At 32.6% G+C, this 19,093-nt stretch carries 15 protein-coding genes and 1 pseudogene; 11 read left to right on the top strand and 5 right to left on the bottom strand.

The window, feature by feature from the left end:
* Positions 1-113: 113 nt before the first annotated feature.
* The 5 genes and pseudogenes from tig to glnA form a co-directional block, all read left to right on the top strand.
* Complete coding sequence (gene tig / locus B11cv2_RS03670; RefSeq protein ID WP_100693363.1) at positions 114-1,541, top strand: trigger factor; 1,428 nt, start codon at positions 114-116, stop codon at positions 1,539-1,541.
* A gap of 119 nt (positions 1,542-1,660) precedes the next feature.
* Positions 1,661-3,160: an Asp-tRNA(Asn)/Glu-tRNA(Gln) amidotransferase subunit GatB gene (gene gatB / locus B11cv2_RS03665; protein ID WP_100693362.1), complete on the top strand. Its 1,500-nt coding sequence runs from the start codon at positions 1,661-1,663 to the stop codon at positions 3,158-3,160.
* Positions 3,161-3,326: 166 nt separating this feature from the next.
* Complete coding sequence (locus tag B11cv2_RS03660; RefSeq protein ID WP_100693361.1) at positions 3,327-3,725, top strand: NADH:ubiquinone oxidoreductase subunit NDUFA12; 399 nt, start codon at positions 3,327-3,329, stop codon at positions 3,723-3,725.
* A 121-nt stretch (positions 3,726-3,846) separates the two neighbouring features.
* Positions 3,847-4,212 (top strand): DUF2155 domain-containing protein, encoded by a 366-nt coding sequence (locus B11cv2_RS03655; protein WP_245406958.1) that lies wholly within the window; start codon positions 3,847-3,849, stop codon positions 4,210-4,212.
* A gap of 153 nt (positions 4,213-4,365) precedes the next feature.
* Positions 4,366-4,704 (top strand): annotated as a pseudogene (glnA, locus tag B11cv2_RS03650) (glutamine synthetase); the annotation flags it as partial.
* Positions 4,705-4,945: 241 nt separating this feature from the next.
* Here glnA and B11cv2_RS03645 read toward each other — a convergent pair.
* Positions 4,946-5,686, bottom strand: coding sequence for a hypothetical protein (locus B11cv2_RS03645; RefSeq protein WP_100693343.1), 741 nt, complete (start codon positions 5,684-5,686; stop codon positions 4,946-4,948).
* A 373-nt stretch (positions 5,687-6,059) separates the two neighbouring features.
* On the opposite strand from B11cv2_RS03645, the gene B11cv2_RS03640 reads away from it, so the two are divergent.
* The 6 genes from B11cv2_RS03640 (at position 6,060) to B11cv2_RS03620 (ending at position 10,937) form a co-directional block, all read left to right on the top strand.
* Positions 6,060-6,377, top strand: coding sequence for a TrbC/VirB2 family protein (locus B11cv2_RS03640; protein ID WP_100693344.1), 318 nt, complete (start codon positions 6,060-6,062; stop codon positions 6,375-6,377).
* Positions 6,378-6,686: a type IV secretion system protein VirB3 gene (locus B11cv2_RS03635; protein WP_100693345.1), complete on the top strand. Its 309-nt coding sequence runs from the start codon at positions 6,378-6,380 to the stop codon at positions 6,684-6,686.
* Positions 6,687-6,854, top strand: a complete 168-nt coding sequence (locus tag B11cv2_RS07145; RefSeq protein WP_158521545.1) for a hypothetical protein — start codon at positions 6,687-6,689, stop codon at positions 6,852-6,854.
* 19 nt (positions 6,855-6,873) lie between these two features.
* Positions 6,874-8,562: a BID domain-containing T4SS effector gene (locus tag B11cv2_RS03630; protein WP_100693359.1), complete on the top strand. Its 1,689-nt coding sequence runs from the start codon at positions 6,874-6,876 to the stop codon at positions 8,560-8,562.
* Positions 8,563-8,656: 94 nt separating this feature from the next.
* Positions 8,657-10,552, top strand: coding sequence for a BID domain-containing T4SS effector (locus B11cv2_RS03625; RefSeq protein ID WP_100693358.1), 1,896 nt, complete (start codon positions 8,657-8,659; stop codon positions 10,550-10,552).
* Positions 10,553-10,733: 181 nt separating this feature from the next.
* Positions 10,734-10,937 carry an antitoxin VbhA family protein gene (locus tag B11cv2_RS03620; RefSeq protein WP_100693357.1) on the top strand — a complete coding sequence of 68 codons (204 nt, stop codon included), beginning with the start codon at positions 10,734-10,736 and terminating at the stop codon, positions 10,935-10,937.
* Positions 10,938-11,813: 876 nt separating this feature from the next.
* Here the strand turns inward: B11cv2_RS03620 and traG are convergent.
* From traG to B11cv2_RS03600, 4 genes are all read right to left on the bottom strand, one after another.
* Positions 11,814-13,733 (bottom strand): Ti-type conjugative transfer system protein TraG, encoded by a 1,920-nt coding sequence (gene traG, locus B11cv2_RS03615; protein ID WP_100693356.1) that lies wholly within the window; start codon positions 13,731-13,733, stop codon positions 11,814-11,816.
* A gap of 139 nt (positions 13,734-13,872) precedes the next feature.
* The gene (locus B11cv2_RS03610; RefSeq protein ID WP_100693355.1) at positions 13,873-15,462 is read right to left on the bottom strand and encodes a BID domain-containing T4SS effector; all 1,590 of its coding nucleotides are present in this window, start codon (positions 15,460-15,462) and stop codon (positions 13,873-13,875) included.
* Between the two features lie 161 nt (positions 15,463-15,623).
* Positions 15,624-17,261 (bottom strand): BID domain-containing T4SS effector, encoded by a 1,638-nt coding sequence (locus B11cv2_RS03605; protein ID WP_100693354.1) that lies wholly within the window; start codon positions 17,259-17,261, stop codon positions 15,624-15,626.
* A gap of 123 nt (positions 17,262-17,384) precedes the next feature.
* Positions 17,385-19,079: a BID domain-containing T4SS effector gene (locus B11cv2_RS03600; protein ID WP_100693353.1), complete on the bottom strand. Its 1,695-nt coding sequence runs from the start codon at positions 19,077-19,079 to the stop codon at positions 17,385-17,387.
* Between the last annotated feature and the right edge of the window lie 14 nt (positions 19,080-19,093).

Below are 19,093 nucleotides of genomic sequence, written 5' to 3'. Positions count from 1 at the left end.
GGATAGCTGTGTATACGAAGTCCGTTTATCTAGATCTAGCATTTAAAGTGTTAGAATTATTGTTGTTATTGGAGTAGGTTTATCTATCTCCTCAGAGAAATAAAGGTTGTTCGATGCAAGTTACTGAGATGCTTAACGAAGGACTGAAGCGCGAAATTAAGATTGTGGTTCCAGTGAAAGATTTGGAAGCAAAATTAAATGAACGGTTGGATGATACCAAAGGTAAGATCAAACTTAAAGGATTCCGTCCGGGTAAGGTTCCATCTGATCATCTCCGAAAAATGTACGGTAAATCTTTTATGGCTGAAATTCTTAATGAGATCATTAACGATGCTCCGCGTTCTATTTTAGCAGAGCGTAATGAATATTCAGCAATGCAACCGCAAATTGATATAGATGAAGATAAAAAAGTTATAGATGGTAAGGCTGATTTTGTTTTTAGTTTGAAGTACGAGGTTTTGCCAAAATTTGAGGTTAAAGACTTCAAAAATATTGAAATCGTTCGCGAAATTGCTGATATACCTGAACAAGAAGTTGATGAGCAAGTAACGCGGATTCTTTCTTCTACTCGTAGTTATTCGCAAAAGAATGGTCCTTCAAAAGAAGATGATCGCATAACAATTGATTATTTAGGGAAAATTGATGGCGTTCCGTTTGATGGTGGTTCTGATAAAGATGCACAGCTGATTCTTGGTTCGAAACAGTTTATTCCTGGTTTTGAAGAGCAATTAATTGGTCTAAAAGCAGGTGATGTAAAAACAATTTCTGTTAAATTTCCTGATGATTATAGTGCTGCGCATTTAGCTAGTAAAAATGCAGAGTTTGATATTACTGTTAAAACTGTTGCTAAACCGGATGAATTGAAAATTGATGATGAAGCAGCAAAAAAACTTGGTTTAGAGTCTCTTGATCGCTTACGTGAAGTCGTTCGTGGACAGGTTGAAAGTCGATATGGTTCTATGACACGTCAAAAAATTAAGCGACAAGTTCTTGATGCTTTAGATGCAGATTATAGTTTTGATATTCCTGAACAACTTTTAGAGATTGAATTTAATAATATATGGAATCATATCAATGAAGATTTAAAAAGGATGGGCAAAAGTTTTGAAGATGAGGGCATCACAGAGGAACAAGCGCGAGAAGAATATCGCATGCTTGCGAAGCGTCGTGTTCGCCTTGGTTTAGTACTTTCTGAAATTGGTACAAAAGTTGGAGTTCAAGTAAGTGAAGATGAATTAAAGGCTGCAGTTTTTGAACAAGTTCGCCAATATCCTGGACAAGAAAAAGAAATGATGGATTTTTTCCGCCGCACGCCAGAAGCTATTGCTAATCTCCGTGCTCCAATCTTTGAAGAAAAAGTTATTGATTATTTGCTTACACAGATAAAAATAACAGATAAAAAAGTGACAATTGAAGAGTTGATGAAAGAATATGATGAAGCAGGTTTAACTGACAAGACTTCTGCCAAGAAAAAATCGGCAGTAAAAGAAAAAGGTATAAAAAAGGCTTCAACTAAAAAGAAAATTCCTAAAACAAGTTAAAATTTATGCTAATAAAATAGTTCTGATAAATTATTTTTTGATGTGTATTCTAGATTTGCTCTGGCAATAGTTTTAGGTTAGCCATTGGGTGTATTTGAAATGTTGATAGTGAGTTGATAATGGAAATTGTTGATACTCGTCTTCCTGATCCTAAGCGTTTTATTTCTGGAACTACAGGTGATTGGGAAGTTATTATTGGCATGGAAGTTCATGCGCAAGTCATATCAAATTCAAAACTTTTTTCAGGTGCATCAACTAAGTTTGGGGCTGAGCCGAATAATCACGTGTCACTTGTTGATGCAGCTATGCCTGGTATGTTGCCTGTTATTAATCAAGCATGTATTCGTCAAGCTGTTCGAACTGGTTTAGGGTTAAAAGCTAAAATTAATTTAAAATCTGTTTTTGATCGTAAAAACTATTTTTATCCAGATTTACCCCAGGGGTATCAGATTTCACAGTTTCAGTATCCTATCGTAGGTGAAGGGAAAGTAGTTGTATCTACTGGACCAGATTCGAATGGTCAGTTTGAGGATATTGAAATTGGGATTGAAAGGTTGCACCTTGAGCAAGATGCTGGAAAGTCTATGCATGACCAGCATCCAACAATGTCTTTTGTAGATCTTAATCGCTCAGGTGTTGCTCTTATGGAAATTGTTTCTAAACCAGATATGCGATCATCAGAAGAAGCAAAAGCCTATATGACAAAATTACGTACAATTGTTCGTTATTTGGGTACTTGTGATGGGAATATGGATGAGGGCTCTATGCGTGCAGATGTAAATATATCTGTTCGCCGTCCTGGTGGACCTTTTGGAACGCGCTGTGAAGTTAAAAATGTTAATTCGATTCGTTTTATTGGCCAAGCAATTGAATATGAGGCACGTCGCCAAATTGCAATTTTAGAAGATGGGGGTGTAATAGATCAGGAAACTCGACTTTTTGATGCAACAAAAGGTGAAACAAGATCTATGCGTTCAAAAGAGGAAGCATATGACTATCGTTATTTTCCTGATCCTGATCTTTTACCGTTAGAGCTTGATCAGGTTTTTGTAGATACTTTAGCTTCAGAATTACCTGAATTACCTGATGATATAAAGGCGCGTTTTATCAATGAGATGGGGTTAACCGCATATGATGCTTCTATTCTTGTAACAGAAAAAGCAATTGCAGATTATTTTGAAGAAGTAGCACATGGGCGGGATGGAAAGATGGTTGCTAATTGGGTGATTAATGATCTTTTAGGCGCTTTAAATAAAGATAATCGTGATATTGAAGATACTCCAATTACAGCAAACCAATTGGGAGCAATTATTGATCTTATCAAAGATGGAACTATTTCTGGAAAAATTGCAAAAGATCTATTTGAAATTATTTGGAATGAAGGTGGAGATCCACATCAGATTGTAGAAAAGCGTGGTATGAAGCAGGTAACGGATGCAGGAGTTATTGAAAGAGTTGTTGACGAAATTATTATCAATAACCCTGATAAAGTTTCTCAAGCACGGGAGAAGCCTGCTTTGATTGGTTGGTTTGTTGGACAGGTAATGAAGGCAACAGAAGGTAAGGCAAATCCTCAAACAGTTAATAAATTAGTTAAAAGTAAGCTTGGGGTAGATTAATATATCAGGATGAAAATCCTGTAAGTGTGATATTAACTTATGATATAGTTCGTACAGATTAATAGTTAGTTATTTGGTTCAACTGCAATTGATGTTTCTAAGTATCATAATAAATTTATTCTTGTTAGAGTGATCTAATAAGGATTCGAAAGAAATAGGAGAAGAAATGTCTGGTTTTTTCAAGCAAATTTTTACATGGTGGAATGGTAATACTATTAATACACGCTTTTTTACATGGCGCCATGGTAAACGTATAGGAGAAGACCAGTTTGGTAATGTTTATTATGAAGGTAGTCGCCATAAGGATGGCTATTTACGCCGCTGGGTGATTTATAAAGATTATTCTGAGGCTTCTAGTATTCCTCCAGGTTGGCATGGATGGATTCACCACCGTTGTGATGTACCACCTACGGAAGAAAATTATCAATCATATAGTTGGGAGAAATCGCATATTTTAAATATGACGGGTACAAGTGAAGCTTACCGGCCAAAAGGATCTATTGCTTATAATCATGGGAATTTTTATGCTCGTGAAGATTACGATGCATGGTTACCTGAGAAGTAATAGGTGTATTTTTTCTTTGGCTATGTTTATAATGATGTTTGTCAGGTGTAATTAATTTGATATTATGAAGTTTTTATTATCAAAATTTAAGTATTTTTTTTATACTTCTTTATTAGGGGGGATGGCGGTTTTATTTACAGTTAGCTTTTTACAAGCTGAACGTATTAGCAATGAAATTGTTATTTTCACAGGTCTTGATAAAATTACGGGGCAGGTTACTAGTTTTGAAGTTCATATCGGTCAGGTTTATCAATATGGTGCTTTGCAAGTAATACCGCGAGTGTGTTACACAAGTTCTAAAAATGAACCAGCTCGTACTACTAGTTTTATTGAAGTTAGTGAAATGACATTGGAGAAAAAAACACGGCGTATTTTTACAGGATGGATGTTTGCAGATAGTCCTGGCTTAAATGCTGTTGAGCATCCCATTTATGATGTATGGCTAAAAGATTGCAAAAAAAATTCTGATATTCTTACAGATGAATGATTGTTATTACTTGGTTATGTAAGTCAAGAAATATGTGGTTACCTTTTTGATTAACAGATAAGTGATTTCCATTCGTACTTTTACTTATATTGTGGGATGCTATTTATTAAGCTAATCAGCTATTTAAGCATAATAGTTATAGGCAAGTAATGAGAAATTCGTTTTCCAGATCCATCGTCGAATCCATATTTAGCCTTTTCAGCGCTTATTATGGCTGGTCTAGATGGTATAAAGAATAAGATACATCCTGGTCCAGCTATGGATAAAGATCTTTATGATCTCCCACCGAAAGAGTTCAAAGATATTCCTACAGTTTCCAGAAGTCTAAGCGAAGCACTTGAATTTCTTGATAAAGATCGGGATTTTCTTAAATCTGGTGATGTTTTTGATGATGACCAAATTAATTCCTTTATTGAATTAAAACTGAAAGAAGTTCTGCGTTATGAAACAACCCCTCATCCTGTTGAATTTGATATGTATTATTCTGTTTAATGCAAGAATGAAAATTTTTGTTTGATTGTGATAGGAATGCTAGAGCATTCTTCTCATTAGAGGATTATCCTTCTATCAAATAGATTTTTATAAGGCATGTTTATGAGGAAACAAATAATGTAGATCATTTAAAACTAGCGATGAGAAAATTCTTATCATTACGCATTTAGACTATTTTTTCGAAAATTGTTATGATTGTTTTATTTTTGTATTTTGAAGTTTAATGGGACGTTTCTGCATTTTATTTTGATTCAGACATGAATTGATGCTGATTATCGAAAGGGTTATAGGTTCCATACTTTTTGCGCCACTGTATAGGCTCAGTAAAGTTGCTAGACCAAAGGCCAATTTTATTGTTATATGCGCTTTGTTCGGCACTTAAATACGTTGTTGGAATTGGGTATTTATTATCTTTTGATAGGATCAGCATACCTTCTGCAAGTCCTATTTCTGCCAGATCGACTCCTTGCACAAAGCACTGAGCATAGTGAGTTTCTTTTTCTATAATAGTTTGTTTACAAGATAAGGTATGTCCTAGAGTTTTGGTGACTAGCCATGCTGTTGTGACAGCTCCACATGGCCATTCTTGGTTATCTAATTTTGCTTTTTGACGGGGTGCACATGTATCTACACCATATAAGTGAATATTTCGGACGATAGGTTTATGTTGAGGCTTTTCAGCAGGAATTATTAATTGAAATGTGACACCGCTAGTCACAGATGCGATACCATTAAATATACCTTCATGATTATTTGAATCGCTATTGATCCAATTGAGATCTGGCGCATTTTCTTCTAATTTTTTTTGCACACTTGTTTCGTAGTGCTTATTTTGTTCGAGATCGATCTCGCTTATATCTTGATTTTCTTGCATTTTTAATGGCTCGAGAATATCTAGATTTGTTTTGTAATGGTTTTGGCTTATTATCCATATCCCTATAGAGCAGATAATGTAGACAATAATTATCGATTTAAATCGCATTTATTCAATCCTTATTGTTTCTATATCCTATAATTTTTATGCATCTCTGTTTTTCTCCTAGATCCTAAAGAAAGCGTATCAATAGCATTTGTTGCAAATTAAACACATTTTGCAAAGAAAAACATTATTTTACGCACTTGATATTGTCATTTTGATAAAATAACAATATCTACGCTAGGTTTTTTGGTTATAGATTTGATTAATTTCTGTCTCTCAGTTGGGAAATTCTAGGAAAGGTTTTTGTAATAGTTTGATGAAGCGCTTGCGATTAAAGAAGCTTAAAGTTGTAAGCCTGTAGTTTTAAAGTTTTTAAATTTGTAAAAATAATAGGATGTTAGTTTGTAATCAATATTCTTTCTGAAGAGGAGATTAAATGACAAACATTATATCTAAGCATATTTACTGTATCGCTTTTGCGCTACTTTTAGCGATGTTTGCGGTATTAACCCCAGCTTATGCTGATTCTGCTGCTAGCGGTATGGGGAATCTTGATACGGTTTTGCGAAATATTGTTTCGATGATGACAGGTACAACAGCGAAGCTTATTGCAACAATTTGTGTTGCAGCTGTGGGTATTGGTTGGATGTATGGTGTTATTGATTTACGCAAAGCAGCGTATTGTGTTCTTGGTATCGGTATTGTTTTTGGTGCTTCGGCTTTTGTTACATTATTAATGGGGAGTTCAACATAAATGAACGAAGATACTCTTTTTCTTGCTTGTACACGACCAGCGATGTTTGCAGGTGTTACCATAGAAGCAATGGCCTTGAATGTCATAGCAATATCTACTCTTTTTATCATTACAAGCAGTTTTTCAATGATCGGTCTTGGTGTTGGTTTACATTTTATCTTACGCGAAATCACAAAGCGCGATCATAATCAATTTCGTATTCTGTTCGTGTGGCTCAATACTCGAGGCAAACAAAAGAACCTAACAAGATGGGGTGGAGGATCTACATCTCCTCTTCGTCTTATTCGTACTTATAAGGAGCTAAAATAAGTGAGACAACTGTCAGTTATGAAACGGGAATCTCTACCTGAGGAATTTATTCCTTACGTCCGTCATGTCAATCACCATGTGATTGCATTAGACTCCCGTTGCTTAATGACAGTGATTTCTATTGAAGGAATAAATTTTGATACTGCAGATATCGAAGGATTTTTATAATTTTCATTAGAATTAATTCATGAAAAAAACAGATAAATTAAAAAAATTTAAACTTTTAGGAAAAAAAGGAGAAGAATTATTAGACTTGTCTTCTTGTTGTGATTATACTTATCCTGACAGTGATACATTAATAAATAAACATGGAATAAAGAATTCTCAAGCTCTTGATGAAAAGTGCGCGTATCATTCAGAGCAAGCAATTATTCGTTTGCGTCGAGAAGCACTGCCAAATAAGTTTAATTCCTCTTATTTAAAACATATTCATAAATGTTTATTTGAAGATACTTTCGAGTGGGCTGGTTATACTCGCGATCTTACATTTAAATTTAAAAATGGTGTAACTGCTAACATCTCAAAGATGCGAATACCAAATACAGATGCTTTTTTTAAAAAGAGTAAAGCGGTTTCAAAAAGTTTACATAAATTTGATCAAGTGCTTTCGAAAAAAAATAATTTACAAGGCTTATCACGTGAAGAATTTGTTGATGAAGCAACGAAGCTTTTTTCCTTTCTCAACTATATACATCCATTTAGAGATGGGAATGGGCGTGCACAACGAATATTTTTTGAAAAACTCGCAGAGGCTGCAGGCCATAAGCTTGATTTTTCAGTTGTGACTCAAAGACGCATGATACATGCTTGCAATGATGCGATACCTGTAAAAAATAATGTAAATTATGAAGCAATGCAACATTTGTTCGAAGATATCTCCAATCCAGAAAAAAGACGTATTTTGAAGGATTATTTACATTCTGTGTCTAATAATAAGCATGCATGTAATTTTTTGGATGATCAAATTATTATAACACCACGTGAAGGTGTGACCTATACAGGTATTTATAAGGATAGTAATGCGGATTCTATTATAGTTGAAACAGTAGACTTGTATATCATATGCTGTAAAGATTATTTTACACCAGAACAGCTTAAGGCATTAAAACCCAATGATAAGCTTACTTTTACAGTTCCAATAAATAAAGATTTAGATCAAATTCTCATCCCAGCAGAAAGATTACCTCCTTTAACGTTAGAAAAAATACTTCGAACAATTGAGAATCATACTGAACTTCAAAACAATCGAAAAGAAATCGAGAATTTATCACAAATTGTTTATGGAAATTCAAAAGTATTAAATTCAAGTATTGATGTGATTAATAAAGGACGAGAGGTAAGTAAAAAAATTCCTGAACAAATTTTAAATAATCCTGAATCTATTGCTAAGCTCGCTGGTTTTAAAATATGTGGTATAAGGACTCCAAGACGCAGAATAGCTGAAAAGAATCTTGCACCACTTAGTCAAAAAATTAAAAATTATACGCGTTCCATACAAATTACTAAAAATATAATCATTAGAAATCATGTAATAGAACAAAAACGCCTTTTACAAGAAATAACACTACCCCGTGAAATAATGCAAGATATCCTTAGCGTGTCTGAAAGTGAAAGATCAAAAGCTTTAAATGTAGAAAATTGTGTTAAGACCCAAAAAGAGCTTATTTCCTTTTTGTCTAAATTTGAATCTCGTCTTTCAGAGACAGAGTCTCAAGCATTCAGAGAAGGTGATTATAAACAAATCGCTCAAAGTATTGGTATGTCAGAACATAAAGCAAAAAAACTTATAAGTATTGTTAATCAAGTAAAAAAAGTATATCGACAACTTCAACAATTGAAAGTGAATAAGTCAGTACAGATGGGCGTAGCTGTTTAAAATATAAGGTTTCTTTATAACAAAATTATAACAAAATAAAAACATATTTTTATTTTACAAAAATGGAAAAATAGAAGAGGTCACTTGTCACTTAATGAGAAAATCCAAAGATTCTCCATCTCTAACAGTAGAAGAGCTTCGAAGACGTCGCCAAATTATTGATTCAGCGATTCATACTCATACTATTGAACGTATCCCTTTGCATCCTGACACACTTCTAGTTTTAGAAAAATATGCAGAGGGAGGTTCATTAAATGAGTTTAATATCCTTATGGATAGTGTTATACAAATGATATTGCAAGAAATGGGAAATGTACAGGTGGAAAAACTACAATCTGCCTCTTTATCATCGTACGACAACTATATTTATCCTGCAAGCCACGTACTAAAAAATAAATATGGAATAATAGACTCAGACAATTTATCCATGGTAAGCGGACATCATGCAGCGAAAGCAATAGTTAATTTGCACCATGAACCACTACCAGAAAGGTTCGATTCTTTCTATCTAAGATATATCCATAAACGCTTGTTTGAGAATACATTTGAATGGGCTGGGAATAGTCGTAATTTCCCATTTACATTTAATGATGGCACTACTGCTATTATACAAACAATGAAAAAGGTAAATTCTGACGATCAGTTTTTAGAGAGTAAAAAAATTGCTCAATACCTAGATAATGTGGATCAAACGCTTGCAGAACAGAATAATTTTCAAGGCTTATCGCGACAAGCTTTTATTAGTAAAGCAGCGAGTATGTTTGCTCTTATTAATTATATACACCCATTCAGAGATGGTAATGGTCGCACACAACGAGTGTTTTTTGAAAGACTTGCTGAAGCTGCAGGTCATCAACTAGATTTCTCAATTGTTACAGCAGAGCGTATGAGAGTTTGCAGTATACTTTCTATGGTGCGTTCTAATGTTATGGGCGATATAGGTGCTATGAAGCATATGTTTGAAGATATTTCAAATCCAGAAAAAGTAAGTATTATGAAAGAGTTCATAAGCTCCATGAGTAAGTCTGAGTATAAAAATGCTCAAAAAATGATTATTGTAATGCCAAAAAGAGGGCATAACTATCTAAGTTTTTATGAAAGTGAGACTGCAGAACATCTTCTACTCAAAGTAGATCTTAATTATATTTCAAAACCGCTTTATGTGATATTCAAAAAAGATTATTTTTTACCCAATGAAGTTAAGGAATTAAAGTCTGGTTGTCCGCTAAGTTTTAAAGTTCCTATGAGTAGAGATATAAAAGATTTGGAAAGTATTCTTATTCCAAAAGAAACGGTAGCTTCTTTAACATCAGATCAACTTATTGAAAAAATTACGAGTCATCTCGCTGTCCAATTAAAGCGACAAGAAGTTGATATTTGTGCAAAGTATGTTTATAAAAATTTAGAAGACTTTAATGAAAAGATAAGTGTAAAAAACATTCTTGAAAATAGAAATTTTCAGGAAGTTTTTACAAAGAGAATAGTTGATTTTCCTGAGTCTATTTCTAAATTAGCAGGCACAAAAATATTATGGTTGAAAACTTTAAAATACAAAATTGCTGAACAAAATGTTGAAGCACTTGCTCAAAAGGTTCATGATTATGTCGATATTGTAAAAGAGGTAGAAAATGGAATTATTAAAGAGAATCTAATAAAGAAAAAATGTCTTATGACAGTAGTAGCAATGCCTAGCAAAAAATTGCAAGATATTTTTAATTTGTCAAAAGATATGCAAAAAGAAACTTTAAGTTCCTCTCCTTCACTCCAAGAAGAACTCAATATTTTTATAAAAGCAGTCAATCAGCGTCTTATGCCATTAGAACATAAATGGCTTCGTGATGCTAATTATGATTTGTTAGCTGAAAGCATTGGCATATCACAAAGTAAAGCAAAACAAATTGGAGAGCTCTTTATGCAAGGCAAGCGCCTACAAAATTTGTTAAAAGAAATCAAGCGTGATCATTCAGAAGTAATCAATATGGCTTGTTAAAATGTGTGGATTTATAATTCATTTAATATTTATAGATGACAATTGTTGTAACCGCTCTATGCATGGAAAGGCATAAATATTTTACATAAGCTATTTAAGTTTCTAAATAATAATAGAGGACGGAACAAACAAGAAGATATGCTTCTGTTTTATGAGAATAAGTAAAAGAAAGGAAGAGTTCATGAAAAAAACAACTGATCATTCTACATCTTTAACGCCAGAAGAATTACAAAAGCGCCGTGAAGCGGTTGATGCAGCTATTAGTACACATGCAATTGAGGGGATCACTCTTCATTCTAAAACGCTTGAAATTTTAGAAGGATATGCGAAGGGAGAATATTCATTAGAAGAATTTAATACTCTTATGGACAATGCAACACTATAAAGAGCGAATAATAAACAATAAATGTTGAGATACAATAATATCCTGTTTATCTTTAACTCGTGATTATATTTATTCTGGCAGCAATATATTAAAAATGGATATAGGATAAAAAATTCTCAATCTCTTTATGAGAGGTCTTCTTGTTATTTAGAGCAAGTAGATTACTCATTTACATTAAGAAATGCTGCCAAATAAGTTTGATTTCTCTTATTTAAAATATCTTCTATAAATGCTTATTAAGAACGCGTTCAAATAGGTAGAGCGTATTTGTTGATCTTACATTTAAATTTGAAAATAGTATAACCACTCACATTTCAAAGATGCAAATACTAACTCAGGTGCTTTTCATCAAAATCTATGTTATTTTATGAGTAAAATCAATTTACGTTTTTTATTAAGAAATTGAGAATTCTTTATCCTACATTCATTTTTAATTTAAATGTATTATTGCCTGAATAAATTTAATTACAATAAGAAAATAATGAATAAGACAACGTTGGCTCTTTATCTTAATTTATCACTAAAAGAACTTATTATAGAATTAGATGAACTATAAATAAAAATGATTTTAAATAAATAATTTTCTAAAATTTAAATATTTTGTATATTTTATTAAAGCTTTAAGTGTTTTAGGAAGCATATCTTCTTATTTATTACGCATCTATTATTCGTTTAGAAATTTCAATAACTTATGTAAGACATTTCTACTTTTCCATGAACAGAATATTTTACAATAAGTACTATATTTATTATAGATAACTATATCGTAGATCATAATATGCTATGCTATAACAATTAAGAAACCTAATTGATGGTTTACAGCTTCAGTAAATTTTTCAAAAAATATTTGTTGTATGTGCCTATTACCATCTCTAATCAGTCTTTCTTTCCTTTGGGAGCAAAACGATTCTGTTCAGTAGTAGCTAGCATCTCTTTTCTTCTAAAATAAATTGCTCGCCCACAGCGCAAAGGTGGTTGCCCTTGCATAAGAATGATTTGTTCATCTTGTCGCATCTTTTGAATAATTTCATGAGGTAAAATCAGTGCTCTTTGTTGATAATTTATATTTTTAGAGCCTTTTAAAAATTGTCCTTTAGATTTACTTGCTCCAGTCACTTCTATCGTCATTTGACCACAACGTTCTGAAATATCTTTAGCTGTCTGTAAATCTTTAATAGCAGCATAACTCACAAACGAACAACTCTCAAACCATGATTGCGCTCCTGATTTTCCAAAGTGATTTACCAACTGACCAGAGGACTGATAAAATAACATTAAGGATATGCCATATTTACGTCCACGGTCACGCGCTTCTTCTAAAATATTCATATAGCCAAGCAAATCAACTTCATCCAAAACAAACAAAACACGCTTTTTATAGTTTCCATCAGCTATAACCATTGCATTTAAAAAAGCACCAATAATTACACGCCCAATTCCTGGATAGCTATTTAAAATACTTGCTGGAAGATTAAGAAAGATATCTGTATTCCCATCCGCTATATCTGAGGATGAAAAATCATCACCACAAACAAGATCTGCGTAATTAGACAAAGAAAGCCACTGAGTATCTTTTGAGGCCGTTGTATAAACACCTGAAAAGGTTTGATCTGCCATTTCTGTGAAAATACCAACCATTTCGCGAATAAAAGGAGAAGGTGATGTATCTTGAATATGGCGTAGTTGATTAACAACCGCTGTTTCTGATTGAGAAAGGATCTTTCGCAATGTTTTTAGATTACGCTCACAATCATCGTATTCATCAGAAAATATGACATGCGCAAGAAGAGCAGTTAAAAGATTATGAGCTTGTGTTGAAAAGTATTCTGCTGAAGAATTTTCTGATTTTTTGTCAGTGAGTAGCAGTTTAGAAAAACCTACAATATTAGCTTCACGTTGTGTTCGAGGTACACTATTGTCTAAAAGCCAATCGAGAACATTAAAAGTTTTCGTTGATATTGAAGTTGGATCAAGAACAATAACATTCCTATTGTCCATCTTTTTACGCGTCAATTGAACCATTGGTGCAACTTCTGTTGAAGGGTCAAGACAAATAATAGAACCTGGATATTTTAAACATACTGGTATTACTGTACTTGTTGTTTTATATCCACCAGAACCAGCAAAAAAAATCATATGAGTTGAACCAAAATCAAGATTAAAGGTTAATAAGGGTGATGTTCCACCTTTCCCCCATGTTGCTTTATTTCCAGGGGAAAAGGGAATATTACACACAGTATCTTCATCAACACGGTATCTTTCACCAATAACAATTTGACCATTCGCAGGAAAAATTTTTTTTGCTTCACTTAAATTCATCCATGATGCATCACCAAAAATTCCTTTTTTGGCACGCTTTACCTCTTTTTTATTTTTAGGAATAGTTATTAAGAATTGAGCTGCCAAAAGAAAAATACCGCCAATTATGCCAAAGATAATCATGACATCAATAAATTGCAGAGCATAACTCCATGTTATTCCCTGTTGGCCGATATAAGGACTTAAGCGTTTAACTTCGTAATTAAGATAGTAAAGAGAAACACCCGTAAAAAAAAACGCCGTAACAATTGTAATCGCTTTGCGTAGATATAATTTTTGCGATATGGTGTAAACAAATGATACAGCAACAACAAGAAGCTCCACTAATAATGGTTCTGAACGGATATACCAATATTTCTCATCATCTTGTAATCCGTTTATTACAAATAATAACCCGTAAGGAACAAGAAATATTGTTAAACCACCTAAAATTATTGGCATTAAAATAAGAAATAATTGCGTTTTAGTATATCTCATTACGCCCTACTTTTGCTTTTATTATGCCACAAAATCACACTTTATTAACTGAACATATAATGTAGATGATATCTTTAAAAGTTATAATATTATTACAAATAACTCTTAATTTATGAATGTTAAACGAAACCTTACATTTTCAGAGAGTCATAAATTGCATTTGTGGATTTTTAGGTTGCAATATGTTCAAAATTTTATTCACTTTATTAACAGTTTCTATAACCATTTTCGCCTTATTGACTGATATGCCAATACTTTCAGACAGTTCTTTATAATTAGAATTACACATCTTTTGATGTTCTTTTTTTGATAAACGCACAGTAATTTGACGTATGAAATCATTCATTTCTATATAAGTTTCAGGAGAGGAACGTAAAGCATGTAGTTGCAAATTTACAGACAAATTAAGTATATCTTGTAATTTTTTGCTAGGCATCTTTACTGTTTGTAAAAGACGTCTTTCTTTTGCTCTATGTTTTCTAATAATTGTACATCTAATATTTGATACTTTATCTCCATAATTAGATATTTCATTACCAAGCATTTTAGAATTACGTTCAGAAGTTTTATATGTTTGACTTTTGATGCGCCCAATTTTACTACCCTTTAGCCGACCAATAGATTTAGCAGAATTTATAATCCGTTCAGAAAGCTCTATACTTATTTTAGGATTTATATTAATACGACTTATATCTTGTTCTAGTATTTTGGGATTATCGTAAACAGATTTTGATAACTCTCTAATTTTTTGTAAGCTTTCTTGAATACAAGCATTATTTTCAATCTTTTCAATTACTTCTTCTTCCTTTAAAGGGGGTAATTGTTCTGCTGGGATGAGAAATTGATTTAAATTTTTATTTATTGGAGCTGTAAAGTTAAGCTCATCATTAGGTTTTAATGCCTTAAGTTGTTCTGGTGTAAAATAATCTTTACAGCATAAGATGTATGAATCCACTGTGTCTATCATAATAGAATTAAATTCACTGTTTCTGTAAATACCAGTATAGGCAACATCTTCATGTGCTATCACCACAATTTTATCATCTAGATTTTTGCGCTTCTTCCCAGATTGGGTGTAGATAGCTTCCTGCAAAAGATATACTTTTTCTGGGTTAGAGATATCTTCGAATAAATGCCGCATCGCTTCATAATTTGCATTTTTAGGCATCGCTTGACTACAGGCATGTATCATGCGTTTTCGGGTTACAACTGAAAAATCAAGCTTATGGCCTGCAGCTTCTGCAAGTTTTTCAAAAAATATTTGTTGCGCACGCCTATTTCCATCTTTGAATGGATGTATATAGTTGAGAAAAGAAAAAAGCTTTGTTGCTTCATTGACAAATTCTTCGCGCGATAAGCCTCGTAAATAATCTTTTTCAGAAAGCATTTTATCAAATTCTTGAAAGCTCTTTTCGATTTTGTAACCAGTTAAAAACGAGTCTTGCAAATCTTCTGTTTTTACTATGTACTGTTTGGCAGCTGTGCCATCTGCAAATTTAAATGTACGACCTCGAATACAGCCAGCCCATTCGAATGTGCTCTCAAATAAGCGTTGATGAAGATATTTCAGATAAGAAGAATCAAATTCTTCAGGCGATGGCTCCTGACGCAGAGCAATCATTATTTTTTTTGTCTCACGAGAACATTGCCTATTTAATTCTCGTTTATTTGTTATTCCATATTTGTTTTTTAATACTTCAGTATTAGGATAATAATAACCAGAATACATAATTTATCTTTTTTATTAATTTTTGTAAAACAGAAAAACGTTTTCGATTTGTCATATTCTTTTGATGTTATATACTCATCAAAAACAATTTTTTTATAAAAAGGCCATTATCGCAGAATTTTTGCCTATCTATACAAAAATAAAAGCAAAAAACTGTATTTTCAAACGGCTATAGCCATTATTTCTGAACGATCAACTTTTATTTCTTTTGCGATCTTTTCAAATTGTTCGCGTAATTTTATACTTTTATTAACAGTCTTTATAATTATCGCTGCTTTATTTTCCGATACACCAATACTTTCGGAAAGTTTTCTATTATTATAGCCATAGATACAGTCTTTCTCTTTTGCTGAAAGACGAGAATCGACTTGCTTTAGAAAGCTGCAAAGCTCTTCGTAAAGGACAGGAGAGGACTCTAAAGCTTTTTTCTGCTCTTCCTTTGGCAAATTAAGAATATCTTGTATCTCTTTGCTAACTTTTACCACTTGCTCAACACGTTTTTGTTCTTTTTCAAATTCTAGAACAATTTCATCTTTAACAGATTTCACAATTTCCGCATGTTTTTCAATTTCTTGAACGAGTCTTGACACATTTTCTTCAGCTATTCTACGTTTTGAACTTTTTATACCGAATATTTTAAAGCCAGAGAGCTTAGCAAAATTTTGAGGAGATTTTCTAATCTGTTCGCACAACTGTTTATTTATTTCAGGACGCTCATGAATAGATAGCATATATTCGTCTAATACTGCTACGTCTCCATAAACAAGCTTTAAAAAACGATCAACTTTCTTTTGGCTTTCTTTAACATAATCAGAAAGCTTAATCTTTTTAACTATTTCTTCTTCCTTTAAAGAAGTTAATTTTTCAGCTGGAATGAGAATTTGATTTAAGTCTTTTTCTGTTGGAACTGTAACGGTACACTCAGCTCCAGGTTTTAATACCTTAAGTTGTTCTGGTGCAAAATAATCTTTCGTGCACAGAACACAAGAATCGGCTACTTTGATAATAACAAAATTTACACTACTTACATTATAAATACCTGTATAGGTCATACCTTCCTTTGGCATTATAACATATTCATCGTTCAAACGTTCACGCTCTAATCTAGGTATGCGTCTAAGAAAATTCTTTAAAGCGGCTATTTTTTTTGGATCAGAAATATCTTCAAACAGAGATTTCATCTCTTTATAAGCCATATTATCCTTTAGAGTCATTCCATCAATACAGGCACGCATTATACGTTTTTCTGTCGCAACTGAAAAATCTAGTTGATGACCTGCAGCCTCAGCAAGTTTTTCAAAAAATACTCGTTGTGTAGGCTCATTACCAGCCCTGAAAGGAGCTATAGAATTGAGGAAAACAAAAAGTTTTGCTGCTTCATCAACAAACTCTTCACGCGATAAACCTTGCAAATTATTCTTTGAAGCAAGTAATTGATCAAATTTCTTTAAGTTTTCTTGAATGTCGTTACCTTGTACATAAAAAATATCTAAGTTTGGAACTTTCATCATTGGCATTTCAGCAACAGTGCCATCATCAAACGTAAACGAAAAATCACGAGTATATCCAGCCCACTCAAATGTACTCTCGAATAAGCGCTGATGGATATATTTTAAATAAGAGGAATCAAATTTTTGTGGTAATGGCTCCTTATTTAAATTGATTATTGCTTTTTTTGCATAATGCTCGCACACGTGTGCAAGCTTTTTAGTACTCATTATATTATGTTTATTCTTTAGTGTGTTCATGTGAGGATAAGCATAATTACGAGCTAAAGATATATCAGAAAATGTTACCATTGTTTACTGTAAGTCCTAAAATTAGCTATTGTATCTTTTCTTGATCAAGATCCCTTCATAACCCCTCTTATGGATTATAAAATAAAAATATGTTATAATTTTGTTATAAAGAAATCTTGTATTTTAAACAGCTACAGCCATCTGTACTGACTTATTTACTTTCAATTGTTGAAGTTGTTGATATACTTTTTTTACTTGATTAACAGTGCCTATAAGTTTTTTTGCTTTATGTTCTGACATACCAATACTTTGAGCGATTTGTTTATAATCACCTGCTTTGAGTGCTTGATACTCTGTCCTTGAAAGACGAGATTCAACTTTAGACAAAAAGGAAATAAGCTCTTTTTGGGTCTTAACACAATTTTCTGTATTTAAAGCTTTTGCTCTCTTACTTTGAATACTAAGGACATCTCGCATTAATTCACGGGGTAGTGTTATTTCTTGTAAAAGGCGTTTTTGCTCTACATCATAATTTCTAATAATTACATTTCTATTAGCTTGTACAGCAGATATATAATTTTTAATTTCTTGACTAAGTGGTACAAGATTCCTTTCAGCTATTCTGCGTCTTGGAGTCCTTATACCAAATATTTTAAAACCAGCGAGCTTAGCAATAGTCCTAGGGTACTTTAAGATTTGTTCAGGGATTTTTTTACTTACCTCTCGTCCTTTATTAATCACATCAATACTTGGATTTAATACTTTTGAATTTCCATAAACAATTTGTGATAAATTCTCGATTTCTTTTCGATTGTTTTGAAGTTCAGTATGATTCTCAATTGTTCGAAGTATTTTTTCTAACGTTAAAGGAGGTAATCTTTCTGCTGGGATGAGAATTTGATCTAAATCTTTATTTATTGGAACTGTAAAAGTAAGCTTATCATTGGGTTTTAATGCCTTAAGCTGTTCTGGTGTAAAATAATCTTTACAGCATATGATATACAAGTCTACTGTTTCAACTATAATAGAATCCGCATTACTATCCTTATAAATACCTGTATAGGTCACACCTTCACGTGGTGTTATAATAATTTGATCATCCAAAAAATTACATGCATGCTTATTATTAGACACAGAATGTAAATAATCCTTCAAAATACGTCTTTTTTCTGGATTGGAGATATCTTCGAACAAATGTTGCATTGCTTCATAATTTACATTATTTTTTACAGGTATCGCATCATTGCAAGCATGTATCATGCGTCTTTGAGTCACAACTGAAAAATCAAGCTTATGGCCTGCAGCCTCTGCGAGTTTTTCAAAAAATATTCGTTGTGCACGCCCATTCCCATCTCTAAATGGATGTATATAGTTGAGAAAGGAAAAAAGCTTCGTTGCTTCATCAACAAATTCTTCACGTGATAAGCCTTGTAAATTATTTTTTTTCGAAAGCACTTGATCAAATTTATGTAAACTTTTTGAAACCGCTTTACTCTCTTTAAAAAAAGCATCTGTATTTGGTATTTGCATCTTTGAGATGTTAGCAGTTACACCATTTTTAAATTTAAATGTAAGATCGCGAGTATAACCAGCCCACTCGAAAGTATCTTCAAATAAACATTTATGAATATGTTTTAAATAAGAGGAATTAAACTTATTTGGCAGTGCTTCTCGACGCAAACGAATAATTGCTTGCTCTGAATGATACGCGCACTTTTCATCAAGAGCTTGAGAATTCTTTATTCCATGTTTATTTATTAATGTATCACTGTCAGGATAAGTATAATCACAACAAGAAGACAAGTCTAATAATTCTTCTCCTTTTTTTCTTAAAGGTTTAAAAATTTTTTTTAAAGATTTTAAATTTTTCTTCTTCATAATCACTTTCTCAA

Source organism: Bartonella sp. 1-1C (assembly GCF_002810325.1).
GTDB classification, from domain to species: domain Bacteria; phylum Pseudomonadota; class Alphaproteobacteria; order Rhizobiales; family Rhizobiaceae; genus Bartonella; species Bartonella rochalimae.
The sequence above is the reverse complement of the archived record's forward strand: the minus strand, read 5'-3'. Positions and strand labels throughout refer to the sequence as shown.